Here is a 26088-nt window from a genome sequence, read left to right as displayed (position 1 = left end):
AAGTAATTTTAAATCTTTCAATCTTTAAATCTTTTAATCAAAAATTAAATTATGTCAAATAAAAATAAAACAAGTAGATTTAATAAAATAACCATTGGTTTAGCTTCGCCGGAGTCTATTTTACAGGACTCAAGAGGAGAGGTTTTAAAGCCAGAAACTATTAACTACAGAACTCACAAACCTGAAAGAGACGGATTATTCTGTGAGAAAATCTTTGGTCCTGTAAAGGATTACGAATGTGCTTGTGGTAAATATAAGAGAATTCGTTACAAAGGGATCGTTTGTGACCGTTGTGGTGTAGAAGTTACCGAGAAAAAAGTAAGAAGAGAAAGAATCGGACATATCGGTTTGGTTGTTCCTATTGCTCACATCTGGTACTTCCGTTCATTACCAAACAAAATCGGATACCTTCTGGGAATCCCTTCTAAGAAATTAGATATGATCATCTACTACGAAAGATATGTAGTGATCCAACAGGGTATTGCCAAAAAATTAGATGGTTCTGATTTTGAAAATATGGAATTCTTAACAGAAGAAGAGTACCTTGACATTATGGAAACTCTTCCTGTAGAAAACCAGTATCTTGATGATTCTGATCCAAACAAATTCATCGCCAGAATGGGTGCTGAAGCTGTGGAAGATCTATTAAAGAGAATTGATCTTGATGCATTATCTTTTGACTTAAGACACAAAGCTCACAACGAAGGTTCTAAGCAAAGAAGAACTGAAGCCCTGAAAAGATTGAACGTTGTAGAAGCATTGAGAGGTGCCAATACAAGAATGATCAACAGACCAGAGTGGATGATTATGCGTGTGCTTCCTGTGATACCACCAGAACTAAGACCATTAGTTCCGTTGGATGGAGGACGTTTCGCTACTTCTGACCTTAATGACCTTTATAGAAGAGTTATTATCAGAAATAACCGTTTGAAGAGATTATTGGAGATTAAAGCTCCTGAAGTAATCTTGAGAAACGAGAAGCGTATGCTTCAGGAATCAGTAGATTCATTATTCGATAACACAAGAAAATCTTCTGCCGTAAAATCTGAATCAAACAGACCATTGAAATCACTTTCTGATTCATTGAAAGGTAAACAAGGTCGTTTCCGTCAGAACTTACTAGGGAAAAGGGTTGACTACTCTGCGCGTTCGGTAATTGTTGTAGGTCCAAACTTACAGCTTCACGAATGTGGTATTCCTAAAGATATGGCAGCTGAACTTTACAAACCGTTTATCATTAGAAAACTAATTGAAAGAGGAATTGTAAAAACTGTAAAATCTGCAAAGAGAATTATCGACAGAAAAGAACCTGTAGTGTATGATATCCTTGAAAACGTGATGAAAGGTCACCCTGTTCTACTGAACAGAGCACCTACGCTTCACAGACTGGGTATTCAGGCTTTCCAACCTAAGATGATCGAAGGTAAGGCAATCCAGCTACACCCGTTAGTAACAACAGCATTCAACGCCGATTTCGATGGTGACCAGATGGCGGTACACTTACCGTTAGGACCAGAAGCGATCCTTGAAGCTCAGTTATTAATGCTAGGTTCTCAGAATATCTTGAACCCTGCAAACGGTTCTCCAATTACAGTACCTTCTCAGGACATGGTTCTTGGTCTTTATTTCATGACTAAAGAATTGAGCTCTACGGAAGATATGAAAGTAAAAGGTGAAGGTCTTGCATTCTATTCTCCTGAGGAAGCAGAAATTGCTTATGCTGAAGGTAGAGTTTCTTTAAATGCTAAGGTAAGATGTAGACTACCTGTTAAAGAAGACGGAGTAATAGTAACAAGATTGATCGAGACTTCTGTAGGTAGAATTTTATTCAACCAGATTGTACCTAAACAATCAGGATATATCAATGAACTTCTTACTAAGAAATCATTGAGAAACGTTATTGGTAAGATCCTTGCTGATACCGATTTCCCAACTACGGTGAAGTTCCTTGATGCCATGAAAGACTTAGGGTATTCAAATGCATTCAAAGGAGGTCTTTCTTTCTCACTAGGGGATATTGTAGTTCCTGTTGAGAAAAAACAGATGATTGCTACTTCAATTGAAACTGTAGATGAAATTAGAGCCAACTATAACATGGGTCTTATTACAGATACAGAACGTTATAACCAGGTAATTGACGTTTGGACTAACACCAATGCGGGATTAACTGAAATGATCATGAGCAGAATGAAAACCGATCAAGGTGGTTTCAACTCTGTGTACATGATGCTTGACTCTGGGGCGAGGGGTTCTAAAGAACAGATCCGTCAGTTATCAGGGATGAGAGGTTTGATGGCGAAACCGCAAAAAGCTGGTTCTACCGGTGCGGAGATCATCGAAAACCCGATCCTTGCCAACTTTAAGGAAGGTCTTTCGATCTTAGAGTACTTTATCTCTACTCACGGTGCCCGTAAGGGTCTTGCGGATACCGCTCTTAAGACAGCCGATGCTGGTTATCTAACGAGAAGATTGGTAGACGTTGCACAGGACGTTATCGTTACAGAAGATGACTGTGGAACACTTAGAGGAACAGAAGTTACTGCACTTAAGAAAAATGACGAGATCGTTGAAAGAATCTCTGAAAGAATTTTAGGTAGAGTATCTCTTCATAATATCTATGACCCTGAAACGGATGAGCTTATTGCTAGTGCAGATCAGGTAATCATTGAAGAATTGGCAAAAAGAATCGAAGAAGCAGGATTAGAAGCTGTTGAGGTTCGTTCGCCATTAACTTGTGAAGCTAAGAAAGGTATCTGTGCGAAATGTTACGGTAGAAACTTGGCAACAGGTAAAGTGATCCATATGGGTGAAGCGGTAGGTGTAATTGCAGCACAGTCAATTGGGGAGCCAGGTACTCAGCTTACGTTGAGAACCTTCCACCAAGGGGGTACTGCAGGAAACGTATCAGAAAACCCATCTATTGTAGCAAGAAGAGATGGTATCGTTGAAATGGATGAAGTAAGAACAATTACTTCTGAAGATGAAAACGGTAATACTGCTGAGGTAGTAGTTTCACGTTCAACGGAATTCAGATTAGTTGCAGCGGAGTCTAAAACTCCATTAATGATTGCTAACGTACCTTATGGATCTATATTATCTGTAAAACCAGGTGATAAAGTGAAGAAAGGAGATACCATCTGTAGATGGGATCCGTATAACGCGGTTATCATTGCTGAAACTTCTGGTAAAGTAGAATATGAAGATATTATCCAAGGTATTTCATTCCAGCTTGAAATTGACGAACAAACAGGATTCGAAGAGAAAGTAATCTCTGAATCTAGAAATAAGAAAGCCGTACCTACATTGAAGGTGGTAGATTCTAAAGGAGTTGAGCAGAGAGCATACAACTTACCGGTAGGAGCCCACTTGATGGTAAATGATGGTGAAAAAATTAAGGCGGGTAAAGTCTTAATCAAAATCCCAAGAAAATCTGCAAAAGCAGGGGATATCACCGGAGGTCTTCCGAGAGTTACCGAATTATTCGAAGCAAGAAACCCTTCAAATCCAGCGGTTGTTACTGAAATCGACGGGGTAGTTTCTTACGGAAAGATTAAGAGAGGTAACCGAGAATTGATCGTAGAAGCTAAAACTGGTGAAAGAAAAATTTACCTGGTAAAACTTTCTAACCAGATCCTGGTTCAGGAGAATGACTTCGTAAGAGCTGGTTCTCCATTATCTGACGGTTCTATCACACCGGATGATATCTTAAGAATCAAGGGCCCAACTGCGGTTCAGGAATACTTAGTAAATGAGATTCAGGAAGTTTACCGTCTTCAGGGGGTAAAAATTGATGATAAGCACTTTGAAATTATCGTAAGACAGATGATGACCAAAGTATCTATCGTAGATGGAGGTGACACTCAATTCCTTGAAGGAGCTCTGGAACATAAATATGACTTCCTGGAAGAGAACAATAGAGTATTTGGTCTTAAAGTAGTAGTAGAGGCTGGAGATTCTAAAGAATTCAGACCAGGTCAGATGATTACTGCAAGAGAATTAAGAGATGAAAACTCTAAACTAAGACGTGAAGACCAAAAGTTGGTAGAAGTAAGAGAAGCACTTCCTGCTACAGCAACACCTGTATTACAAGGTATTACAAGAGCAGCTCTTCAGACTAAGTCATTCATGTCTGCAGCATCATTCCAGGAAACAACGAAGGTTCTAAATGAAGCGGCTGTTGCTGGTAAAGTAGATGCTCTTAGTGGTCTTAAAGAAAATGTAATTGTAGGGCACAGAATCCCTGCAGGTACAGGTCTTAAAGAATATCAGAATGTTATTGTAGGTTCTAAGAAAGAATTCGAAGACCTTAACTAAAATTAATGATTTGAAATTTGAGGTTTGGATTTATTTTTATATTTTCACAATCTCAAATTTCGAATTTAAAAAACATAATTTATAACAATGGACAACAATCAAAATCCACAAGACGGAAACATCAACATCGAATTAAACGAAATGGTAGCTGCTGGTATCTATGCTAATTTAGCTTTAGTAAACCACTCGCCATCTGAGTTCGTAGTAGATTTCATCCAATTAATGCCGGGGGTACAGCAAGCTAAAGTAAGATCAAGAGTAATTCTTGCTCCACTTCATGCTAAGAGAGTATTAAACGCTCTTCAACAGAACATCGCTAACTATGAGCAGCAGTTCGGAGAAATCAAAGAAGTTGAGCCTTTCGTATTAGGAGGTAACAACGTTCAAGCGTAAGATTTCTTTTACAATAAATAGATGCCCCAATGAAAATTGGGGCATTTTTTATGTTATATTTTTTTATCCTGGCTGGATAGTCAATGTTTATCATGCATCAGTTGTGGTGATTTTTTGTTATCCTATTCCTGCAATACAACAGTAATTCCCGGTAAAAATATACCGTGCTATTTATAACACAACTTTAACGGTAATGAATCATCATATCAATGATCCAATTTTATATATTTGAATATTACATTTTGATATAATTGATATGACAGATAATGTGTTTATTCTTGATAAATTTGGTTTTCTTGGGAAAGTTTTTTTGAGCGAACTCCAGCAGCATGCTGTTATTGTTGATATAAAAGCAAAAACAGAAATTATAAGAGAAGGACAAAAAAACAAATATGTACCCTTTCTGATAAAAGGTTCTATTAAAGTTTTTACCCTTAATGATGGCAGAGAGCTGATCTATTATTTTATTAAGTCTAGTGACAGCTGTCTGATGACTTTTTCTTCGATTTTTACAGACTATGTAAGCCGCGTATTTGCCGTTGCTGAAGAAGAATCAGAAGCCTTACTGATTCCTGTTTCTGTAATGCACGACTGGCTGATCAGGTTTCCGGAGATCAATAAATTATTTTATCGTGAATATGACAGGCGCTTTTCAGAAGTCATGAATATGGTTAATGATGCTGTTTTCCATAGACTTGATAAAAGAGTATTAAATTATATTAAACAGCAGATCATCAGTACAGGGAAAAGTCCCTTGAAAATTACCCACCGTGAAATTGCCAGCAGTCTCGGTACTTCCAGAGAAGTGGTAAGTAGGGTACTAAAAAAAATAGAAAGTGACGGCGAGATTGTGCAGACCAAAGAAGGAATCAAAGTCACTGTAAATGAAAATGTTAGATTAATCTAATTTATAATGTTTCAAAAGTTTTGTTTTATGATTGATAAAAACAATGCCTTTGGTGACTTTTATCACATAATTTTGAATTGAGAACTTGATAAGTTTGTCATATGATAATTTAATTCAAATTGTATATGACAAAAGCTCTCTTATTTTTGTCAGTATTTTCATCAGGTTTTGCCTTTGCACAGGAAGATCTGTTGAAAGATATTGATACTATTAAAACCGATACGGAATTTTCACAACCTGCTTTCAAAGCACTACAGATTGTTACAGGACAATCTACAAAGCTTGCCGCCAAAAAAGAATGGTACATTATTGTTGCCCATAGATTTGGTGATGTAAGCACAGGATTTAAAAACTTTTTTGGACTGGATAACGCCTCCACAAAATTAGGCGTAATTTATGGTATTAATGATGCCGTTTCTGTCAGTTTATCAAGGGAAACGAATATGAAAACCTTTGAAGGTGCTGTGAAATACAGGCTGATAAGACAGAATGATCATTTTCCGGTAGATATTGTTGGGTATAATGTGATGGGTGTAAATACGGATCTCAGTACGGACAGCTATCCGTTTCTTAAATTCAACGACAGACTTTCTTATCTTACCCAGGCTTTAATTTCGAGAAGGTTTAATGATAAACTTTCACTGCAGCTTACTCCTTCATATGTTCATAAGAATCTGTATGAGCCTAAAAATGAAGATAAAAACCAATTTTTAGCAGGATTAGGCGGACGTTATAAAATTTCAAAGAGAGTTTCTGTAAATGCAGAATATTTTGTGAATTTTGACAATCACAGTTTCTATAAAAACCCTCTTTCTTTAGGAGTGGATATAGAAACCGGGGGACATGTGTTCCAGCTTTTATTCTCGAACTCCCAGATTAATTCAGATATAGGATATCTTACCAATGCATCAGGTGAATGGGGGAAAGGACATATTTTCTTTGGGTTTAATCTTTATAGAGTTTTTTAATATGAGAAAGTTAACATACCTCGTGATCCTTTCATCAGTGGGAATACTGAATTCCTGTGATAGCAGGACCTATGAAGAGATTTCAGATAATACCCCTATTACGATGCCGATAAAATATACCGCAGATGTAAAACCGATTATAGACAACAACTGTATTGGTTGTCATTCTGCAGGCAGTTTTAAACCTTTAACAACCTACGATCAGGCAAAGAATAACATAGATGGAATCCTGGACCGGATCCAAAGGCCAAACGGCGACCCTGAAAAAATGCCTAAAGGAGGATCCCTGTCGGCAACACAAATTAATATTTTCATCAAATGGAAAGCTGATGGATTAACTGAAAATTAAAAAATTTGATATGAAAAAAATAATATTAATCAGCGCATCACTGCTTTTTACCGGATACGCTTCAGCACAGAAATACAGCTCTAAAACAGGTAAGGTGACTTTTGAAGCTTCAGTACCATTATTTGAAGATGTGTATGCCCTGGATGAGAATAACCTGGTTGTCTTAAATGCTGACAGTGGGGAAATGGCATCGGTTTCAGCCGTTAAAAACTTTCATTTTAAAACAAAATTAATGGAAGAGCACTTTAATGAAAGCTATGCAGAAACAGCCAAGTATCCAAAGACCACTTTCAAAGGAAAAATTATCGGTTTTGATAAAACAAAACTGACTGCCAGTCCACAGAAATATACAGTTCAGGGAAGCCTTAATTTTCATGGGGTAGATAAAGCGGTGGCTTCTACAGCTACTATCTATACTAAAGACGGTAAAATCTATATGCAGGGAAATTTTGTAGCCAGACCCGCAGACTATAAAGTGACAATCCCTAAGATGGTGACAAAGAAAATTGCAGAAAGTGTAAATGTTGAATACAACTATATATTGATAAAACAATGAGAAATCTGATCTTATTACTAACGGTCTTCCTGAGCTCATTCCTGGTGGCTCAGGAAAAAGTAAAGTCAATATTTGATATTGCAAGAAGTGGAACTGTCACTGAAGTACAGGAGCTGATGAAACAAAATCCAGATGTGATCAATCAAACCAATGAAAATGGATTTTCGCCACTTATTCTGGCCTGTTACAGAGGAAATGTAGAGGTGGCTAAATTTCTGATTGATCACGTAAAAGATGTGAATTATAAAAGTGATGAAGGGACAGCCTTATCCGGGCTTTCGGTGAAATATAATAAAGAGTTGGTAGAGCATTTATTAAAGAAAAATGCTGATCCCAATATAGCCGATACCACAGGATATACACCTTTATTCTGGGCTGTGAAGTTTGGTAATAAAGAACTGGTAGAGCTGCTGTTGAAGTACAATGCAGATAAAACAAAAAAAGATTCAATGGGAATGACCCCATTTGAATATGCATTAAAAACAGATAAAAAAGACATTATTAACCTCTTAAAAAATTGATATGAAAAAACTTTTACTCACCTTAAGTATGGCTCTTGCCAATTTCGCATGGGCCCAGTTTTCCTCAGGCGTTGTAAGTCTTGGGGCAACTGGAATGACCGTGAAGCTGGAAACTTCACCCACATTGGCAACCTTGACACTTACCGGAAACAGTACTTCCTATCTGGGAATAGGTGCCGGTGATTCCGGTATGGAAGCCGGTGCAGACGGATTTATTTATAACAGCAGCTCAAACCTTGATTATAGTTTTAATGGTATTGGGGCATTCCCTAGTGTAGATGCTGTTCAGGATTGGACTCTTGTTTCCAACACTGTTTCAGGAAGTACCCGGACTATTATTGCAACCAGAAGTTTATCCGGAAGTACCGGTGATTTTGTAATCCCAAATGCAGCAGGCTCTCTGGATATATTTTTTGCTAGAGGAGGAAGCACAGCAATATCTCAACATAGTTCTTCTAACAGAGGATATGCAACGTTAACAATGACGGCAAGCAATTTATCAACCACTGAGGCAGTTGCAGAAACTAAGAAAGTAAGCCTTTATCCCAATCCTGCTAAGCAAACGGTTAGTTTCAAAAACTTTGATCGTATAAAATCTATTGATATTTATGAAGCAGCAGGAAGAAAGATAAAATCTGTAAAACCGGATAAAGAAACCATTAGCGTTGAGGATCTGAAATCAGGAATATATTATTTTGAAATTCTATTGAAAGACGGAAGTCTGTCTTATGAAAAACTGATTAAAGAATAGTTCAGAGAAAACACATCTACATATTTTCAATAGTACCTCTGATTTTCGGAGGTATTATTATGAAGAAAAATAATGAATTTTTTAATTTTTTTAAGATGATTGGATGAATGTATAAAGAATATTCATGAATTAACGATTAATTATTCTAAAAGTGTATTGTATTTTTAATTTTTATTCTACTTTTAAGGCGTAAAAAACTAATAACTTACAATGAAAACACGCACCACATTTAAATTTGGGCAGATATTGCTATTTGCTTTTGGGGCCTTATTACTTTCCTTTCAGTATTCGTGTAAAGATGAATCAACTGAAATGCAAAATGAAGCAGCCTTAGAGCAAAATAACATTAACGTGTATGCCCGTTCATTTTCCGGGGATTCTATCCTTTTGAAAAACCCTTATTCTGTTGAAACCATGAAAATTGCTCTTGAACAGCTAAGAGCTAAAAACCCAAAACAAACCGCAGGATTCGAAGTACGTCCTTCCCATCTTTACCTTAAATTCAACCCTAAAAATGAAGATGAAGTAGGATTGCTGAAGCAGGATTCTACCATTCATTACTTCGATTACAGATTAGATGCCGAATATGCAGAAGGATTTCTGGAAAACAGAGCTCCAGACAGAGACTCTATTCCTGTTTATTATACTGCAGTTCCTGTAGGGAAAAACCTTCCTGCAGTTGAGCATGAAGTCTTGAGTGAACTGTATATCCCTGAACAGGATCCTTATTTTTCCGATATTGATGATATAGAAAGATATGAAGTTACCGGAAAATTAGCCAATAAAACAGATCTGTTTAATAACCTTTTATACCTGGCCTATGAACTTACAGGGAATGAAGCAGATCTGCTTACCGATGATTCTACTCCCCAGGCAAAATGGATATTTGGAAAAAAATGGTATCCAAGCGGAAGAATTCAGGTAAAAGATGATATTTTAGATGTAGTACCGGTAACCGGAGCACAGGTATTGATGAGGCAGTGGTTTACTGTAGCACAGGGAATTACAGACGGGAACGGGTATTTCTCCACTTCTTCAGTACGTGGAAAAGCAAAATATGTTATCCAGTGGGAAAGATATAATTATAGTGTGAGAAACGGATCTGTTTTCCAGGCAGAAATGAAAGGTCCCAATGTAAAGCAGCAGGCATGGTACCCAGTTATTGATGGAGGAGAAGATGAATATCACGCTCTGATACATCAGGCGGCACATGATTTCTATTATGGGTATAGATTTGGACTTACTTCTCCGCCTATGAATAACCATATCTATAATTTCGGAAGACAGAGCCAGATAAAGATTGCAGCCCGTAAATCAGCACCGTGGGGAGTACCTTCTTCTTATTCTCACATCAGAAGTGAACTTACTTTTGGTTTATCAGCCCAGGTCCATATTAAAGCATATGGAAGATTATCCGATATGGTGTACGGAACAACCATCCATGAATTGAGCCACGCCCTGCATTCAATTATAGACAGATCGGCGTATAATGACATTTGCCAGGATTCCTTCCTGTCTTCCAATTCTGCGGTCAAAAACAGAAACCGAAGACTTCTTGAAAGCTGGCCAACTACTGTGGAAACTTTGATGACCTTAGAAAGATATAAAAGGATAAGAGGATATGCGGTTTACAGATCTACAGGTTCCAATAACTTCCAGAACCGTACCATTAGTGCTGAAAATCATTATACATCAGGCGGATATGATATGATTGACGGAAATAATCAGAATGTTATGTTTGGAGTAGGATACCCTGCAGACAGAGTTACCGGATATACGGCTTCACAGCTGGAACAGGCGCTTAAAGGGTCTAGAAACTGGTATCAGTGGAGAGATAAAATAAAGACCAGTTATTCCAATCCTACCAGTATATATATGGACGAACTTTTTGCCAATTGGCCGGATTAATCACATTTTACATATTTTCAATAGTACCTCTGATTTTTCAGAGGTATTATTATTTTATTTACTTCTGAAAATCTTAAAAGGCTTAATTTTAAAGGGATTGTTTGATTTTTTATATATTTGTATATAACCGGATATCCCATGAAAATTACTTTTGAAAAATATAATCCTTCCTGGAAAAAGCAATTTGAAACGATTAAAAATGAATTGAAAGACAGCATTGGTTTTTTGAACCCACAAATTGAACATATCGGAAGTACATCAGTGGAAGGTTTATCTGCAAAACCTGTGATAGACATTATGATTGGGGTGAAAAATGAAGAAGAGCTGGATAAGGTTCCTCTTTTATTACAGGGACAGGATTATGTTTATTACCGGAAGTATAACGAGGATATGCCATACCGCCGTTTTTTTATAAAGCTTACAGATCAGCCTCAGCATTTAGGATTTCCGGAAATTATTGAAGCAGGAGATGAAATTCCTGAAGGAATCCACGATCATAAGCTTCGTATCGCCCATATTCATGTAATTCCCACTTCTTCTGAACATTGGCTTCGTCATATCGCGTTTCGGGATTACTTGCGGACCCATCCTGAAGTAAAAGATGAATATCAGCAGCTGAAGCAATATTTGAGTGAAAAAGAATGGTATGACGGGAATGATTATAATGAAGGAAAAGATCCGTTTATCAAGAGAGAAGAACGAAAGGCTGTTGAATGGTATTTGGAACACCAGAAATAAAGAATTAATCCAATGAGAAAAGACTTAAAGGAAATCGCAGGACAATTGGCAAAAGCCACAAGGCTGAACGATTTTATAGAATATGGAGGAGTTGCGGCAGCTATTGAAACTACAAACGGAAATGTTTACACCGGAATCAGTATAGACACAGCCTGCTCTTTGGGATTTTGTGCGGAACACAGTGCTGTAGCTGAAATGTTGAAAAATGGGGAACATAAGATCAAGGCCGCAGTAGCAGTAGGAAATGATGGAAATGCAGTACCACCCTGTGGACGTTGCAGGGAGTTGATGAGCCAGCTATCCAGAGAAAATCTCAATGCCGTGATAGAAGTGAAAAACGGAATATTTGTAACCTTAAAAGAATTAATGCCTTACGACTGGAAAGAAGATCTTGAAAGAGAATGGTAATTTTTTTAACTCATAATTTTTATTAAGCCAATGGAATTCAAAACTTTAAAAAATACTAGTGTAGAGGAGCTTTTATCTGTATTTAATCTTTCTTTTTCTGATTATATTGTTCCTTTTCACCTGACAAAAGAGGTGCTTATCTCAAAAATTAATTCTGAAAAAATAGATTTAAACTTATCGGTAGGGGCATTTGAGTCCGGGCAGCTGGTAGGGTTTATTCTTAATGCTGAAAAAACAGAAGATCCTCATAGAATAATCTATAATGCCGGAACGGGAGTCGTTCCTGAAAGCAGAGGAAAAGGGCTGGTAAGAAAAATGTATGATTTTATCCTTCCCATATTAAAAGACAGAAAAGTGGACACCTTAATCCTTGAAGTGATTGATGGAAACAAGCCGGCGATCAGGGCCTATGAAAATTTAGGATTTACTGTTGTACGGAGACTGCTTTGTTTCAATGGGAATATTAATGTACAACAAACAGATTCCGATATTGTAATAAAAGAACTGGAAGAGGTTCAATGGGAAAACCTCCGTGCTTTCTGGGATATTGAACCGTCATGGCAGGGTTCAGTTTTTGTACTTGAAGATATGCGCAAAGACTGTATAGTCCTTGGTGCCTATAAAGATGGAAAACTGGCAGGATACGCTTTTTATAATCCGGTAGCAAAGAAAATATACCAGATTGCTGTAGATAAAGATTACAGAAGACAAGGAATTGCAACCAGACTTTTCGAAGCTATTAAAGAGAAAAATAATGGAGAAACCGTATCCTTAAATAATGTAGATGAGGTTTCAGAAAGCACCTTTCATTTTCTTAGTGAAAGAATAGGCCTTAAAAACTGGGTATCCCAGTTTGAAATGAAGCGTATTATCTGATAGTCAGTATATTTTAATCAAAATAAATGGTTTTAATATACTTTTAATCTCTTAAACTTTTCAGAGAGCGGTATAGAATGTAACTTTGCTGAAATTTTTAAAACAATGAAGCGAGGAATACATTTTTTACTGCTGCTTATTTCCTTTACGGTCTTTGCCCAGCAGGCAACTGTTGATACAGCCCAGATAGTCATTCCGGGTCGGCAGAATACAATAGAGGCTCAGTCAAAACCTTATGTGATTATGATCTCAACTGACGGTTTTCGGTATGATTATGCTAAAAAATATAATGCTGAAAATCTCCTGAAATTTTCCAATAATGGTATACAGGCAAAGGCAATGATCCCAAGCTATCCCAGTATTACATTTCCTAACCATTGGAGCCTGATCACCGGACTTTATCCTGCTCATCATGGGTTAATAGATAATTTTTTCTACGATTATAAGAGAAATGAAACCTATGCCATGAGCAATAAGAAAAATGCAGAAGATGGAAGCTGGTATGGCGGAACTCCACTTTGGGGATTGGCTGAAAAACAAGGGTTAGTATCTGCTTCTTTAATGTGGGTGGGCTCTGCCAGCGATGCCGGAGGAATAAGACCAAGCTACTATTATCCTTACCATGAAAAATTTACTCCTTCAGAAAAAGTAGAAAAAGTAGTGAACTGGCTGAAATTACCCGAAGATAAAAGACCTCATTTCATTTCATTATATTTCCCGGAAGTAGACGGAAGCGGACATCATTACGGACCCGATACGAAAGAAACCGAAAATGCAGTTCATTTAATTGATCATGCTATTGGTGATCTTGTTCAGAAAGTAAATGATTTGGGCTTAAAAAATGTCAATTTTATTTTTGTGTCAGACCATGGAATGATCAAAGTGGATGGAGGAGCTCCACTGGAAATTCCAGCTGTACTTTTTGATAAAAGCAGGTTTGATTTTTATAACTCCCAGACCTTATTGAGGGTATATGTTAAAAATCCTGCTGAGATCAAGTCTGTTTATAAAGAATTAAAGGCTCATAAAACGGAAGATTATGAGGTGTACCTGGACAAAAAGCTATCCAGGTATCTCCATTTTGCAACAAGAGATGACCAATACCACAGAATAGGGCAGATTCTTCTGATTCCGAAAGCGCCCAAAATATTCCTTGAGAAAGGAAAAAAAACATCTGTGGGAAAACATGGGTACAATCCTAAAGTTGTTCCTGAAATGAAAGCAACATTTTATGCATGGGGACCTGAATTTAAAAATAATTTGGTAGTAGATGAGTTTGCCAATATTAATGTTTATCCTGTGGTCGCTGAAATTTTAGGATTGAAAATTGACCAACCCATTGATGGAAAACTAAAAGTCCTGAAGGAAATATTGAAGGAAGAAAAATAATTGGATAACGAATGATTACGTCAAAAAAGAATCGGCGCACCAAAGGTGCGCCGATTCTTTTTATATCCAAATAACTTAAAACTTAGAAGAAAATTCTTTAGCAAAATCCTCAAGCTTTGTCTTTCCTGTAACAGGAGATCCATGATCCATGAAATCTTTCTGTACAATACCGGTTCTTATCCCTCTTCCCATTTCAGTATACAGTTCTGCCATATCCTGTGGAAGCCCGGCCTGTAGCATTCCGTTGAAAGAATCTTCATCTGAGAATTCTACCCACGGCAGTTCAGGCTTTTCTATGGAAGTTCCTAAGACTTTGGCAAAATCAGAAGCTTTTCTGCTGTCACTTACGATATAACGTATGCTGTTACCATTTCCATCTTTTACAAGCTCTTCAGCGGCTGCGTTAGCAATGTCGTTAGGATGTACCAACGGAACTTCAGTATTTGCAGGATAATTACCTCCAATAATTCCCGCATTCTGGATCAAGGGAATATCATTGAAAAAATTAGTATAAAAATATCCGGCTCTTAAAAATGTAAATGAAGTGTTTTCAACCTCCTGATATAGTTTCTCAATCTGGTGAAGGCCTTTGATAGGCCCTGTTTCTACAGGAGATTCTGCACCTACACTACTGAGCATGACAGCTCTTTTTACATTGGCCTTTTTTAATGCTTCAGCATAATTTTTTCCTGCATCAACAGTATTGTCAACAATGTTATTTTCACTGATAGCAGGAGGGGTCATGACGAAAACTGCATCGGCTCCCTCAAATGTTTTGCTAAGGAAATCAATATCTGTAATAGATCCGATAGCCGGAATAGCTCCCAATGATTCTATATTCTGCTTCCTTGCTTCGTTACTGCTGATTACAGTGACGTTATGCCCTTCATTGACTAATTGCTGTGCTAAAGGCTTAGCTACATTTCCTAATGATCCTGTGATGATGATTTTCATATGTAAATTTTTTATTGTTTTTTAATGATCATATGTAATCGCTGCATATTGATTAACTTTTATGAATTGATCAAGTATTGCGATTTCATAATAAATGTTTTTTTATTTCCGAATACAAAGTTATATTTGTACTTACTTTTATACAAGTACTTACCCTAAAGTATGTAACTATGACAGCAATCAAAGAAAGTTCAACCATTCAGGAGAACAGAAAAGTACTGCAGGATTGTCCTGTAATGTATGTTATGGAAAGGATAGGAGGGTTCTGGAAACCTATTATTCTGTTTAACCTTTCCACAGGAGAAAAAAGATACAGTGAACTGAAAAAAGCAATTCCTGCCGTCACAGAAAAAATGCTGATTCAGCATTTAAAACAGCTGGAAGCAGACGGACTGATCATCAGGACCGCAAGACCTGTTGTACCCCCGCATGTTACCTATAAACTAAGTGAAGCCGGGCACGGACTTGGTACAGTGATTGACGCTATGGCAGAATGGGCATTCCAGGATATGGATGGGAAGTATAAATGAGAATACATTGTATAAGGTAAAAAGTATAATGTGAACATTAAACACCTTCTACATCAATAGAAACGGGCTTTAGTCCGTTTTGGTTTATATAAAAATACCATTGGCTCTAGCCAAAACCTATAAAAAATAAACAAAAAGGCTCTTCAGTCTGAAGAACCTTTTCATGTTGTATAGTCAATTACAGGGACTGCATGTCAATCACAAAACGGTATCTCACATCACTCTTCAGCATTCTTTCATAGGCTTCATTAATTTCCTGCATCTTGATCATTTCAATTTCCGATACAATATTGTGTTTTCCACAGAAATCCAGCATTTCCTGAGTTTCTGCAATACCCCCGATTACAGAACCGGCCACAGATTTTCTTCCCAAAATCATAGGAACAGTATTCAGAATAGGTTCTAAACCTCCCAGATATCCTACAAGTACATGAGTTCCGCTGATATTTAAAGTAGTAACATATGGATTTACATCATGTACATAAGGAACGGTATCAATAATCACATCGAATTTTCCTTTTACAGAATCCATTTGGGCTTCATCTGTAGAAATAATAACGTGGTCAGCGCCCAGCTGCTTTGCGTCTTCAGTTTTTCCCGGAGTTCTTGAAAATAAAGTCACTTCGGCACCTAATCCTTTAGCAAGTTTAATTGCCATATGACCTAAACCACCTAAACCTACTACTGCTACTTTAGAATTCGGACCTACGTTCCAGTGTCTTAGTGGTGACCAGGTTGTAATCCCTGCACATAGAAGTGGTGCTACGGCTGCAAGGTCAAGATTTTCAGGTATTTTTAATACATGATCAGAATTAACCACTACTTTCTGAGAATAGCCACCGAAAGTATGACCACCTGAGTGCTTGTCATGACCATTGTAAGTTCCGGTAAATCCATTCAGGCAATACTGTTCAAGATCATGCTGGCAGCTTTCACAGTGGCCGCATGAATCTACAATACATCCTACACCTGCCAGATCACCTACTTTAAACTTGGAAACCTCGCTTCCTACCTTTGTAATCTTTCCTACGATCTCGTGCCCCGGAACGGCAGGGTAGATTGTTCCTCCCCAGTCGTTTCTTGCGGTATGAAGGTCAGAGTGACATACTCCGCAATAGAGAATTTCAATTTCTACATCGGTAGAGGTAATTTCTCTTCTTTCAATATTCATTTCTTTCAGGTCTGCTGTGGTAGATTCCGTACCATAGGCTTTTACTGTAAATGTGTTCATTTGATTAATTAATTTAAGTTAATAAGTTCAGTTTTATAAATTGTTATATTCGTCGTCTGTTACAGGTTCCAGCCATTCTACAATCCCATTTTGGGTATTGACATTAATGGCGATATGTGTCAATTCACTGTCAGGTGCTGCTCCATGCCAGTGGATCACATCTGGAGGAATGTTGACCACATCTCCCGGATGTAAAACCTGGGCGTGTTTTCCTTTTTCCTGGTAAAAACCTTTTCCTGAAGTTACGATTAAAATCTGTCCACCTCCATGAGAATGCCAGTTATTTCTGCATCTGGGTTCAAAAGTGACATTTCCGACCTGGCAGTTCAGCCCATCTTCATTCGGTTTTAAAAGATGAATCCAGGCTGTTCCTCCAAAAAAATAATCGGAAGGGGCTTTTTCTCCTTTCGGAAAAATGGTTGTATTAAAAGTTTCCATAACGGTACAAAAGTCGAAACTTTCAGATAAACAAGACTTATACAGATTACCGAATTACTTACCAATTTTACAGACCTCATTTCAATTACAAATGAAAGTGGTAATTTTGAATAGTAATAAAAATATACTTCATGGAAAATCAGGAGGTTGAAATCTATAATACGGTCTCGGAATATAATAAAATGGCAAATCATGAAACCCTGCATCCGCTGGTAAGTATCATTGATTTTTCAAAATCAGATCCTATTTGCCAGCATAAAAGAACGTTTGGGTTTTATACCGTTTTTCTGAAAGATGTAATGTGTGGAGACATGCAGTATGGAAAGCACAGCTACGATTATCAGGAAGGAACTTTGGTTTTTATTGCTCCTGGTCAAACCTATGGAATTTATAATAAAGACAGATCTGTTCAGCCTGCAGGTTTTGCCTTAATTTTCCATCCGGATTTGATAAAAGGAACCAACTTAGGAAAAAACATCAAAGACTATTCATTTTTCTCTTATGACGTACATGAAGCACTCCATCTTTCCGAGAAAGAAAGAGAAGTGGTACTGGATTGCTTTAAAAATATTAAACTTGAGCTGGAACAGTCTATTGATAAACACAGCAAGTCACTCATTGTTAATAATATTGAACTGTTTTTAAATTACTGCATGCGTTTTTATGACCGCCAGTTTATTACCAGAGATCATATTAACCAGGGAGTGATCGGAAAATTTGAAGATCTCGTAGATGAATATTTAAAATCTGATGATCCTAAAAATATAGGCTTTCCCATGGTGAACTACTTTGCAGAAAAACTCAATCTCTCAGCTAATTATTTTGGAGATCTTATCAAAAAGGAATTGGGAGTTTCAGCACAGGAATTTATCCACAACAAACTGATTGATGTAGCCAAAGAACAAATCCTGGATCAGGAGAAATCGATCAGTGAAATTTCCTATAATCTGGGGTTCAAATATCCACAGCACTTTACCCGGTTATTTAAAACCAAAGTAGGAATTTCTCCCAGTGAATATAAACTCCTGAACTAAAGTTTTCAACACTCATCACACTAATTTTTTCGCTAATAGAATTCTAATTAGTGAATATTTGTGCGTCCATTCGTGAGATTCGTGGTTTAAACTATAAGATTTTTTGTTTAAATAATTTTCTGTTCTCGAAAAACAAAATTAAATTTAAAGGGAAAAGTTTTCACAATCTAATGACGACACCAAATCAGCAAGAAACCTTTATTTTTGAAACTCGTTTTGAAAAAATTATTGCATTAAAACAAAACGGGATCATCAAGGCTAAAAGTATTCGTTATGCCCATTCCGAAAGATTTCAATTACCTGTTTCGGTAGAATCTTCCCTATCAGATAATCTTCCTCCTGATAAAACTCCCGTTTGTCCACAGGCATTAAGCCCACTTGTGGAAAAGATGATCGGTACAATACCTGTTGAAGTCTTCGAGGTTGATGAATCTACTCAGTATCTTTCCGTGACCCGTCCTGAAAACATTATTGAAAATGAAAAACTTCCTGTAGTTGTTTGGATTCATGGAGGTTCTCATGAGATTGGCTGTGGTGATATGGATACTGCAGATCCTGCCGGATGGGTAAAGGAACAACATATCATTGTAGTAAGTGTTTCCTATCGTTTGGGAATCTTTGGTTTTTTAGGTGGCGATGAAAAGAGACCTCCGAATCTTGGACTGTTTGATATTATTGAAGCATTAAAATGGATCCAGATTAATATTGCTGATTTTGGAGGAGATCCTGAAAATATTACCCTTATGGGGCAGTCTTCAGGAGGTGATGCAATAGCCCATCTGATGATTTCAGAAGGAACAGATGGATTATTTCACCGGGTCATTATCCAGAGTGCTCCTTTAGGGTTACGTCATAAAAGACAGAAGATGTCAGCTGAATTCCTCAGAAAAACAGAAATACTGAAAGATGAAACCGATGTTTTGAAAATAGCGGATGAGTACAGAAAGTTTGTCCCATCAGTGTTTAAATATGGTTTAAAAGCAGCAATGCCATTTGGAACGCAATATGGATTTCCTCCCTTATGCAGAGAAGAAGAATCTGAAACAAAATGGAAAGAGAGTGCCGGAAAATATGATGTTCTGATTGGTTTGAATAATGATGAAACAGCATTTTATCTTAGAACTTCAGAATCTTTACATCCTTTTTTCGGGAAGGGTATGGGGTTGAAAATAATGAATAAAATAGTTAGGAAAACCACCGAGTTCATCTATGGCCATCCGGCAAAGTTATTTGCAGATAATTACGCAAAAGCAGGAGGAAATGTTTATTTGTTCAGGATTCATTCCCTGTTGAAAGATAATCATATCGGAGCACCACACTGTATTGATCTGCCGTTGATTTTTGGAAATGAACCAGCGTGGAAATCCTCAGGACTGTTAAAAAATATTCCATGGACATATATTCATGAAAATGGGAAAAGAGTAAGAGCACTCTGGGCGGAATTTGCCCGTACCGGAAAAATATCTGATACTGCTGAAAGTCCTGAAATTCTGGAACTCCGAAAGATGTAGCTATACATCAATCTTGTAAAATCTCTAATCTTAACAAATATTCCAACTAAAGATGAAAATATTCCCGGGTGGCCAACCATATTTTTAATATTTGTTTTTCTGTGAATTATATATACTAAAACATGCAATTGGTATTTATTATTCATTTATAATTATTATTTTTAATGTATATTTAATAACTAAACCATAAAAATAATAATCATGAAAACAAAACTTTTTCTTAACGCACGGAAATTCGACAGACAAGAACTTAAAAATATGAAAGGTGGAATCATCATCCGTGACAGAGTTTGCTGTGCTTATAATGAGGAAAATTTCTGCTGCGAGTGGGCTATAGACTTTAGAAACTGCCGGGGTATTCAATGCTAGAAACTATCAATTAATTTATTATAAAATAATGATAAAGCATACATGACTCATTTGGGCAGGTATGCTTTTTTTATTGATACCTGTTCTTATTCACTGATCCATACACTCACATTTCCTGCAGGAACAGGAAAATCTCCCCAGCCGTTTTCATCAATCGTTATTTTTTCTTCATATCTTTTCAATAAGTCCCTGAAACTTTTTCCGGCATATTGTTTTCCTATTTCCATGGGCTTGTTGTAGGCATCTTTATTACTTAAGACAACAGCGCACCCCGGGTGCTGATCATCACCATCCCGTACCCATCCAAGACAGTTGGCATCTTCAAAATAATCCCGCTGATTTCCATATGCATGATCTTTCCTTGCTTTAAGAAGTATTTCAAGGCCATCTATTTTAGGCATGAATATCTCCTGATCGTTCCCTTCTCTGTCTTTATCAACATAATGAGCACCATACAGATCAGGATAAAATACACACGGGTAGCCTTCTTTCCTCAATAAGATCAAAGCATAAGCAATAGGCTTAAACCAAGGCTCTACCGGAGCTTCCAGATCTTGTAAAGGCTGGGTGTCATGATTGGCAACAAGACTTACAGAATGTAATGGATCTGCCTGGGTAAGCGTTTCATCAAAAATTCTTCGCAGGTCATAAGAATCACCTTCCTTTGAAGCATTGTGAAAGTTATTCTGCAGGGAGCTGTCAAAAAGACTCATGCAGCCTTCCGTAACCTCAATATATTTTTGAAGAAGATGGAGATACCCCGGTGCCCAGTATTCACCTACAGCAAAAATATTTTTTCCTGTATTGGAACGAAGCAGGGCAATCCATTCTTTGTAAAAATCAAAAGAAATATGCTTTAAGGCATCCAGCCTCACTCCATCAAAATCGGTCTGGTCGAAATACCACTTTGCCCAGTTATTAAGCTCTTCCCGTACAAAAGGATTTCTGTGCTCAATGTCATTATACATCAGATAGTCATAATTACCTTTCTCATCATCTATCATTTCTTCCCAGTCATTTCCATATTCAGACTGTATTTTAAAAATATGAGAATCCATACCTTCTGCATAATCTACACCACTGAAGCAGGTAAAGTTCCACTCAAAATCAGAATATTTTTTTCCTCTTCCCGGAAATGTAAATTTGGTATAAGATTCTATTTCAATGACATCAGAAATAATTTTTTCCCTGTTGTTTTCATCTACTTTTACTGCTTTAAATTTTTCCAGCTCATCACCTCCCGCTTTATGCCCCAGCACGATATCTACAATAACTTCTATATTGTGATTTTTAAGTGCTTTAATCGCTTTTAGATACTCATTTTTACTGCCATATTTCGTAGATACAGTTCCTTTTTGGTCAAATTCGCCAAGATCATAAAGATCATAGGCGTCATATCCTGTGGAATACCCTCCATTGGTTCCTTTGTAAGCAGGAGGGAACCATACGGATGTGATTCCTAATTCTGATAAATATCCGGCCTGTTTTTCGGCTTCTTTCCACAATTTTCCATCACCTTCAGAATACCAGTGGAAAAACTGAATCATTGTTTGGTTCATATATTTGAGGATTTGGTAGATACAAGATAACGAAAAATTTTTATCTATTCATTTTCGAATTCTTTAAACGGAATTTTTAGTTGAACAGAAATCAGCTTTTTTTCCTCAGTATTGAGTTGAGAAAGGGATAGTCCCAGTAAGCGGACTGCTTTATCATAAGGACGAAGTTCCCAAAGTTTTTTTCCAATGCTGAAATACTGTTCCGGAGAACTGAAATAATTTTCCTGAGTAATACTTCTTGTAAAAAGGGAAAAGTCTTTATATTTAATTTTTAATGTGAGGGTTCTTCCAAGAATATTATTTTTTTGTAAGCGCTGATGAAGTTCCTGTCCGAGGCTTTCCAGTTTTTCATTGATCTGCTGTTCATCAAAAAGATCTTCGAAAAAAGTTCTTTCCACTGCTACACTTTTCTGAATCCGGTGAGGTTTTACTTCCGAAGTATGGATTCCCCGTACCACATTGTAATAATGGGCACCCGATTTTCCAAAAAGCCTTACCAGATCTTCCAGCGATCTTTTTTTTAAATCTTTTCCTTTGTAAATTCCTAAACTAAACATTTTGTTAGCCGTAACTTTTCCAACACCGTAAAATTTTTCAACAGGTAATTCTTCAAGGAAACTTTCTACCTTATCAGGATGAATCGTTTTCTGTCCGTTAGGCTTATTGATATCAGAAGCTACTTTTGCCAGAAATTTATTCACAGAGATTCCTGCAGAAGCGGTTAATCCGGTTTCCTCAAATATTTTCTGACGGATTTCCCGGGCTATCAGATTGGCGGAATCCATCCCTTTTTTATTTTCAGTGACATCCAGATAGGCTTCATCCAGAGATAATGGTTCTACAAGATCTGTGTATTCGTGAAAAATTTCCCGGATTTTTTTTGAAATTTCTTTATACCGGGCAAAACGGGGCGGTACAAAAATAAGATCAGGACATCTTTCCTTTGCTGTCTTGCTGGGCATTGCCGAACGGACTCCAAATTTTCTGGCTTCATAGCTGGCCGCAGCCACAACACCTCTGTGCTGACCTCCTACAGCAATGGCCTTGCCTTTCAGTGTTGGATTATCATGCTGCTCCACAGAAGCATAGAATGCATCCATATCCACATGAATAATTTTACGAAGCGGCAAAGAAAAATCCATATCACAAAGATATGGATTCCTTTATTTATGCTGAATTATTCGTTACGATTTCAATCTCATAGTAAGAAGATGAGGTTCAAAACCTGCTTTTTCATAGGCTTTGACAGCAGATTCATTTTCAGCATATACATCAAGTCTTACTTCTGAAATATCTCTGGCCTTTGCCCAACTGATCAGTTCGTCGGTAATCACTTTGTTAACGCCTTTTCCTCTGTATTCAGGTTTTACATACATAAAACCCAGGTAAGCATACTTTTCAAATTTGTAATAATAGCTTCCTGCTTTTTTGATGAGGGCATATCCAGATCCTATGATTTCATTATTCTCTTCAGCAACAATTAAGATCGCATCCGGAGATTTTATAAAATGTGTCAAATCGTAATAATGGATCTCGCCATCAATAAGTGTAATGTTGAAAGGTCTTTCTGCCGAAACAATTCCCTGTTCAAATTCTAAAAGAATCTTTAAATCCTCTTCTTTTGCTTCTCTTGTAGTCATGGTGTTCAATTGTTGAATTTTTTAACGTAAAAAATAAATTGAAAGCGCTCAGCTTTTATTCCCGGTTAAATGAATATTACTATTTTAAAAGATGATCTATGGTCTGTTGAATTTCAGGATCTTCAGGAGAAATAGCATAATATTTTGCGATGGCCGATTTCTGATCAATAACCATATATCTTGGAATCCAATTAAGATCCACATAATTATTGAAGTCATTTTTCCACCCGGAAGCAAACCAATAGTTATTTTTGTCTTTCATATTGAACCTGACAAGACTTTTATCAAAACCTTCTTTTGATCTTTCTAATGATAAGAATACAAAATCTACATTCGGATTGTTTTTTTCTAAGACCTCGGCTTTAGGAAGTGCTTTCAAACAATCCCTGCACCATCCGGCCCAAAAGTCAATGACTAAAACTTTTCCTTTATGCTGATTAAGTATCTGCTGAACCGTGATGCTCTTTCCTTCTTCATCTTCCAGTTTCTGCTGTAATGCTTCTTTGGAAAATCCCGTTTTAAGAGCTGTAGGTACCTTTTGTGAATAACTGAGTCCAAAAATACCTGCCATAAAAATTACTAACAACTTTCTCATTTCTGACAATTTCATTTATACAAATCTAATGAATGAAAAGCAATTGATAATTCATTTTTTATGAATTAGGAAAAATTTATAATATTTATAATTTCTATAGTTTAAACATAAATGATAGTATTAATAGACCGCCTTGTCAATCTTTAATTTGCCACCCAAGTAGAATTCTCATTCCTTCAGGTGACGTATTGATTAAAATCAGAGGCTTTCCCAAAATGTAGGAGTACTTTTTATATACAGGTTGGCACTTAAAATAACTTAGTGCCCAAAAAAATACCTTTTGGCGTTGAAATAAATACTTGTTATGGGTATGCTTTAATCAAGCCTTTTACCACAGCAATGACATTAGGCATTGCTTTATTGGCCGCATTCAGTACTTCTTCGTGAGAAACGGAAAGGGCAATATCCGGACCGCCAAGATCTGTAATGACGGACATACAGAAAACATCCATTCCCATGTGTCTGGCAACAATAACTTCCGGTACGGTACTCATCCCTACCATATCACCACCAATAGCTTTAATCATACCGTATTCGGCAGGTGTTTCAAAAGTTGGTCCCTGGAGGGCTACATAAATACCCTGGTGGATCTTGATATTATTTTCAGAAGCAGCCTGCTCAGCTACCCTCATCATTTCTTTATTGTAAGGCTCACTCATATCTACAAAACGAGGCCCAAGTTCATCAATATTTTTACCCCGAAGCGGATGTTCGGGCATCATGTTGATATGATCTTTTAAAATAACGATATCTGCAACACTGTAAGCAGGATTTACTCCGCCACAGGCATTGGAAAGAATAAGGTTTTGAATTCCCAACAAATGAAAAACCCGTATAGGGAAAGTCACAGTTTCCATAGAATGTCCTTCATAATAATGAAAACGGCCACTCATCATCAGCACTTTTTTTCCTTCCAGTATTCCATAGATCAGCTTTCCGGTATGCCCTGCTACCGTAGTTTGTGGAAAATTGGGGATGTCTTTATACTCTAAAATATGGATGGGCTCTACTTCATGTTGCAGTTTTCCCAGTCCTGAACCTAAAACAACCGCAAAATCAGGAGTATCCTGAATGATATTTCTAATGAAATCTGCGATCTCCTTAATATTTTTTAACATAATCCAAGATGATTTGATTGAATTCCTCCTTTTTATCAATGAGAACATTGATAGGCCAGTAGTAAACAATATCTCTAAGATAGTCAAAAGTTTTCAGACGAACATAATCTTTCTCTGTGGTTAATATCAGCTTATATTCACCTAATTTTTTATATTCCGCAACGATTTTTTTTATATCATCATCTGTAAAATTATGATGATCTCTGAATTTCAGATGTTTTACTCTTTTCGAAAATTTTGCAAGATGCTCCAACAGTGGTTTAGGATTAGCAATTCCTGTAATCAGTAAGATGTCGTAATAATTCAGGTTGTTATCAGGAAGCATTTTCTCTTTTCCGTATACATTTTCGTCATACCCAATGGATGAAAAGAATACTTTCTGTTTATAAGAAGGTTTTATTCTTGAAATATAATAGCGTTTTGTTTCTTCAGTAAGTTCATCAGGACATTTGCTGACCATAATAATGTCTGCTCTTTTGACACCCGCTCTGGATTCTCTAAGATCTCCGGCAGGAAGAAGGTAGTCCTTAAAATAAGGATCATTAAAGTCTGTCATCAGAATATTAAACCCGGCTTTGATAGCTCTGTGCTGTAAGGCATCATCCAATACCAGTACATTAAGGTCCATATCTTCGATCACTTTTTTGGCACCGGGAACTCTTTCTTCTGAAACAGCGATTACAAAACGGTTTTTAAAACGCTCAAAAAGCTGCATTGCTTCATCACCCACCATTTTATAATTACTCTCATAATTAGTTACTTCATATCCTTTGGTCAGCCTTCCGTAACCTCTGGAGAGCACTCCGGTTCTGTAATGTTTGGATAAAAACTGGGCAAGATACATCACCATCGGTGACTTTCCACTTCCGCCCACAGAAAGATTTCCGACGTTGATTATCGGTGTCTTGAATTTTGTCGACTTAAAAATCCCTAAATCATACATTGTGTTTCGGATACCCGTTACCAAATGATAACCGAGGGAAAAAGGATAAAGGTACCATCTTTTCATACGATTGCAAAAATAGGAATTT

At 37.0% G+C, this 26088-nt stretch carries 26 protein-coding genes; 17 read left to right on the top strand and 9 right to left on the bottom strand.

Annotated elements, in window-relative coordinates; translation table 11 throughout:
* Nucleotides 1–51 precede the first annotated feature (51 nt).
* The 13 genes from rpoC to LQV47_RS15160 all read left to right on the top strand — a co-directional run bounded on the left by rpoC (nt 52) and on the right by LQV47_RS15160 (nt 14078).
* Entirely contained in the window at nt 52–4314 is a 4263-nt protein-coding gene (rpoC, locus tag LQV47_RS15220; protein WP_230038297.1) for a DNA-directed RNA polymerase subunit beta', read from the top strand.
* Nucleotides 4315–4401: 87 nt separating this feature from the next.
* Nucleotides 4402–4707: a DUF3467 domain-containing protein gene (locus LQV47_RS15215; RefSeq protein WP_002976436.1), complete on the top strand. Its 306-nt coding sequence runs from the start codon at nt 4402–4404 to the stop codon at nt 4705–4707.
* A 256-nt stretch (nt 4708–4963) separates the two neighbouring features.
* Nucleotides 4964–5614, top strand: coding sequence for a Crp/Fnr family transcriptional regulator (locus tag LQV47_RS15210; protein ID WP_230038295.1), 651 nt, complete (start codon nt 4964–4966; stop codon nt 5612–5614).
* 125 nt (nt 5615–5739) lie between these two features.
* Entirely contained in the window at nt 5740–6582 is an 843-nt protein-coding gene (locus LQV47_RS15205; protein WP_230038293.1) for a DUF5777 family beta-barrel protein, read from the top strand.
* A 1-nt stretch (nt 6583) separates the two neighbouring features.
* Entirely contained in the window at nt 6584–6931 is a 348-nt protein-coding gene (locus LQV47_RS15200; protein ID WP_230038291.1) for a hypothetical protein, read from the top strand.
* A 10-nt stretch (nt 6932–6941) separates the two neighbouring features.
* The gene (locus LQV47_RS15195; RefSeq protein WP_230038289.1) at nt 6942–7487 is read left to right on the top strand and encodes a YceI family protein; all 546 of its coding nucleotides are present in this window, start codon (nt 6942–6944) and stop codon (nt 7485–7487) included.
* A complete protein-coding gene (locus LQV47_RS15190) occupies nt 7484–8008 on the top strand; it encodes an ankyrin repeat domain-containing protein (RefSeq protein ID WP_230038287.1) in 525 nt (174 codons plus the stop codon). The genes LQV47_RS15195 and LQV47_RS15190 overlap by 4 nt, the downstream gene beginning before the upstream one ends.
* A gap of 1 nt (nt 8009) precedes the next feature.
* On the top strand, nt 8010–8759 hold the full coding sequence (locus tag LQV47_RS15185) for a T9SS type A sorting domain-containing protein (protein WP_230038285.1): 750 nt from the start codon (nt 8010–8012) through the stop codon (nt 8757–8759).
* A gap of 210 nt (nt 8760–8969) precedes the next feature.
* Nucleotides 8970–10667, top strand: a complete 1698-nt coding sequence (locus tag LQV47_RS15180) for a hypothetical protein (protein ID WP_230038283.1) — start codon at nt 8970–8972, stop codon at nt 10665–10667.
* Nucleotides 10668–10805: 138 nt separating this feature from the next.
* A complete protein-coding gene (locus LQV47_RS15175) occupies nt 10806–11405 on the top strand; it encodes a GrpB family protein (protein ID WP_230038281.1) in 600 nt (199 codons plus the stop codon).
* A 12-nt stretch (nt 11406–11417) separates the two neighbouring features.
* A complete protein-coding gene (locus LQV47_RS15170) occupies nt 11418–11813 on the top strand; it encodes a cytidine deaminase (RefSeq protein ID WP_230038279.1) in 396 nt (131 codons plus the stop codon).
* Nucleotides 11814–11843: 30 nt separating this feature from the next.
* Nucleotides 11844–12689, top strand: coding sequence for a GNAT family N-acetyltransferase (locus tag LQV47_RS15165; RefSeq protein ID WP_230038277.1), 846 nt, complete (start codon nt 11844–11846; stop codon nt 12687–12689).
* A 105-nt stretch (nt 12690–12794) separates the two neighbouring features.
* Nucleotides 12795–14078 carry an ectonucleotide pyrophosphatase/phosphodiesterase gene (locus LQV47_RS15160; protein ID WP_230038275.1) on the top strand — a complete coding sequence of 428 codons (1284 nt, stop codon included), beginning with the start codon at nt 12795–12797 and terminating at the stop codon, nt 14076–14078.
* Nucleotides 14079–14153: 75 nt separating this feature from the next.
* Here LQV47_RS15160 and LQV47_RS15155 read toward each other — a convergent pair whose 3' ends face one another.
* Nucleotides 14154–15032 carry an NAD(P)H-binding protein gene (locus tag LQV47_RS15155; protein WP_230038273.1) on the bottom strand — a complete coding sequence of 293 codons (879 nt, stop codon included), beginning with the start codon at nt 15030–15032 and terminating at the stop codon, nt 14154–14156.
* A 170-nt stretch (nt 15033–15202) separates the two neighbouring features.
* Here LQV47_RS15155 and LQV47_RS15150 point away from each other — a divergent pair, with 170 nt between their 5' ends.
* Entirely contained in the window at nt 15203–15562 is a 360-nt protein-coding gene (locus LQV47_RS15150; protein ID WP_230038271.1) for a helix-turn-helix domain-containing protein, read from the top strand.
* A gap of 178 nt (nt 15563–15740) precedes the next feature.
* Here LQV47_RS15150 and LQV47_RS15145 read toward each other — a convergent pair whose 3' ends face one another.
* Both LQV47_RS15145 and LQV47_RS15140 read right to left on the bottom strand, forming a co-directional pair.
* Complete coding sequence (locus LQV47_RS15145) at nt 15741–16793, bottom strand: NAD(P)-dependent alcohol dehydrogenase (RefSeq protein WP_230038268.1); 1053 nt, start codon at nt 16791–16793, stop codon at nt 15741–15743.
* Nucleotides 16794–16826: 33 nt separating this feature from the next.
* Nucleotides 16827–17231 carry a cupin domain-containing protein gene (locus tag LQV47_RS15140; RefSeq protein WP_230038266.1) on the bottom strand — a complete coding sequence of 135 codons (405 nt, stop codon included), beginning with the start codon at nt 17229–17231 and terminating at the stop codon, nt 16827–16829.
* 131 nt (nt 17232–17362) lie between these two features.
* Between LQV47_RS15140 and LQV47_RS15135 the strand changes: the two genes are divergently transcribed.
* From LQV47_RS15135 to LQV47_RS15125, 3 genes are all read left to right on the top strand, one after another.
* Nucleotides 17363–18265, top strand: coding sequence for a helix-turn-helix transcriptional regulator (locus tag LQV47_RS15135; protein WP_230038265.1), 903 nt, complete (start codon nt 17363–17365; stop codon nt 18263–18265).
* 170 nt (nt 18266–18435) lie between these two features.
* Nucleotides 18436–19776: a carboxylesterase family protein gene (locus LQV47_RS15130; protein ID WP_230038263.1), complete on the top strand. Its 1341-nt coding sequence runs from the start codon at nt 18436–18438 to the stop codon at nt 19774–19776.
* Nucleotides 19777–19977: 201 nt separating this feature from the next.
* Nucleotides 19978–20145, top strand: coding sequence for a hypothetical protein (locus LQV47_RS15125; RefSeq protein ID WP_230038261.1), 168 nt, complete (start codon nt 19978–19980; stop codon nt 20143–20145).
* 86 nt (nt 20146–20231) lie between these two features.
* Here LQV47_RS15125 and LQV47_RS15120 read toward each other — a convergent pair whose 3' ends face one another.
* The 6 genes from LQV47_RS15120 to lpxK form a co-directional block, all read right to left on the bottom strand.
* Nucleotides 20232–21704 carry an alpha-amylase gene (locus LQV47_RS15120; RefSeq protein WP_230038259.1) on the bottom strand — a complete coding sequence of 491 codons (1473 nt, stop codon included), beginning with the start codon at nt 21702–21704 and terminating at the stop codon, nt 20232–20234.
* A gap of 44 nt (nt 21705–21748) precedes the next feature.
* The gene (gene dinB, locus LQV47_RS15115) at nt 21749–22846 is read right to left on the bottom strand and encodes a DNA polymerase IV (RefSeq protein ID WP_230038257.1); all 1098 of its coding nucleotides are present in this window, start codon (nt 22844–22846) and stop codon (nt 21749–21751) included.
* 42 nt (nt 22847–22888) lie between these two features.
* On the bottom strand, nt 22889–23344 hold the full coding sequence (locus LQV47_RS15110) for a GNAT family N-acetyltransferase (protein WP_230038254.1): 456 nt from the start codon (nt 23342–23344) through the stop codon (nt 22889–22891).
* Nucleotides 23345–23423: 79 nt separating this feature from the next.
* Nucleotides 23424–23939, bottom strand: a complete 516-nt coding sequence (locus LQV47_RS15105) for a thioredoxin family protein (RefSeq protein ID WP_230038252.1) — start codon at nt 23937–23939, stop codon at nt 23424–23426.
* 302 nt (nt 23940–24241) lie between these two features.
* Nucleotides 24242–25057, bottom strand: coding sequence for a purine-nucleoside phosphorylase (locus LQV47_RS15100; RefSeq protein ID WP_230038250.1), 816 nt, complete (start codon nt 25055–25057; stop codon nt 24242–24244).
* Nucleotides 25041–26066, bottom strand: coding sequence for a tetraacyldisaccharide 4'-kinase (gene lpxK / locus LQV47_RS15095; protein ID WP_230038248.1), 1026 nt, complete (start codon nt 26064–26066; stop codon nt 25041–25043). Before lpxK ends, LQV47_RS15100 begins: the two co-directional genes overlap by 17 nt.
* Nucleotides 26067–26088 lie beyond the last annotated feature (22 nt).

The sequence above is a fragment of the Chryseobacterium sp. Bi04 genome, assembly GCF_918698085.1.
Lineage (GTDB): Bacteria > Bacteroidota > Bacteroidia > Flavobacteriales > Weeksellaceae > Chryseobacterium.
This window is presented reverse-complemented; position numbering and strand designations above follow the sequence as displayed.

Coding starts and splice junctions, on each gene's coding strand:
- LQV47_RS15160 (WP_230038275.1), top strand. CDS start 12,795: ATGAAGCGAGGAATACATTTTTTACTGCTGCTTATTTCCTTTACGGTC.
- LQV47_RS15170 (WP_230038279.1), top strand. CDS start 11,418: ATGAGAAAAGACTTAAAGGAAATCGCAGGACAATTGGCAAAAGCCACA.
- LQV47_RS15125 (WP_230038261.1), top strand. CDS start 19,978: ATGAAAACAAAACTTTTTCTTAACGCACGGAAATTCGACAGACAAGAA.
- LQV47_RS15195 (WP_230038289.1), top strand. CDS start 6,942: ATGAAAAAAATAATATTAATCAGCGCATCACTGCTTTTTACCGGATAC.
- LQV47_RS15130 (WP_230038263.1), top strand. CDS start 18,436: ATGACGACACCAAATCAGCAAGAAACCTTTATTTTTGAAACTCGTTTT.
- LQV47_RS15215 (WP_002976436.1), top strand. CDS start 4,402: ATGGACAACAATCAAAATCCACAAGACGGAAACATCAACATCGAATTA.
- LQV47_RS15140 (WP_230038266.1), bottom strand. CDS start 17,231: ATGGAAACTTTTAATACAACCATTTTTCCGAAAGGAGAAAAAGCCCCT.
- rpoC (WP_230038297.1), top strand. CDS start 52: ATGTCAAATAAAAATAAAACAAGTAGATTTAATAAAATAACCATTGGT.
- LQV47_RS15210 (WP_230038295.1), top strand. CDS start 4,964: ATGACAGATAATGTGTTTATTCTTGATAAATTTGGTTTTCTTGGGAAA.
- LQV47_RS15155 (WP_230038273.1), bottom strand. CDS start 15,032: ATGAAAATCATCATCACAGGATCATTAGGAAATGTAGCTAAGCCTTTA.
- LQV47_RS15180 (WP_230038283.1), top strand. CDS start 8,970: ATGAAAACACGCACCACATTTAAATTTGGGCAGATATTGCTATTTGCT.
- dinB (WP_230038257.1), bottom strand. CDS start 22,846: ATGGATTTTTCTTTGCCGCTTCGTAAAATTATTCATGTGGATATGGAT.
- LQV47_RS15190 (WP_230038287.1), top strand. CDS start 7,484: ATGAGAAATCTGATCTTATTACTAACGGTCTTCCTGAGCTCATTCCTG.
- LQV47_RS15145 (WP_230038268.1), bottom strand. CDS start 16,793: ATGAACACATTTACAGTAAAAGCCTATGGTACGGAATCTACCACAGCA.
- LQV47_RS15105 (WP_230038252.1), bottom strand. CDS start 23,939: ATGAGAAAGTTGTTAGTAATTTTTATGGCAGGTATTTTTGGACTCAGT.
- LQV47_RS15135 (WP_230038265.1), top strand. CDS start 17,363: ATGGAAAATCAGGAGGTTGAAATCTATAATACGGTCTCGGAATATAAT.
- LQV47_RS15110 (WP_230038254.1), bottom strand. CDS start 23,344: ATGACTACAAGAGAAGCAAAAGAAGAGGATTTAAAGATTCTTTTAGAA.
- LQV47_RS15205 (WP_230038293.1), top strand. CDS start 5,740: ATGACAAAAGCTCTCTTATTTTTGTCAGTATTTTCATCAGGTTTTGCC.
- LQV47_RS15100 (WP_230038250.1), bottom strand. CDS start 25,057: ATGTTAAAAAATATTAAGGAGATCGCAGATTTCATTAGAAATATCATT.
- LQV47_RS15165 (WP_230038277.1), top strand. CDS start 11,844: ATGGAATTCAAAACTTTAAAAAATACTAGTGTAGAGGAGCTTTTATCT.
- LQV47_RS15150 (WP_230038271.1), top strand. CDS start 15,203: ATGACAGCAATCAAAGAAAGTTCAACCATTCAGGAGAACAGAAAAGTA.
- LQV47_RS15120 (WP_230038259.1), bottom strand. CDS start 21,704: ATGAACCAAACAATGATTCAGTTTTTCCACTGGTATTCTGAAGGTGAT.
- LQV47_RS15200 (WP_230038291.1), top strand. CDS start 6,584: ATGAGAAAGTTAACATACCTCGTGATCCTTTCATCAGTGGGAATACTG.
- LQV47_RS15175 (WP_230038281.1), top strand. CDS start 10,806: ATGAAAATTACTTTTGAAAAATATAATCCTTCCTGGAAAAAGCAATTT.
- LQV47_RS15185 (WP_230038285.1), top strand. CDS start 8,010: ATGAAAAAACTTTTACTCACCTTAAGTATGGCTCTTGCCAATTTCGCA.
- lpxK (WP_230038248.1), bottom strand. CDS start 26,066: ATGAAAAGATGGTACCTTTATCCTTTTTCCCTCGGTTATCATTTGGTA.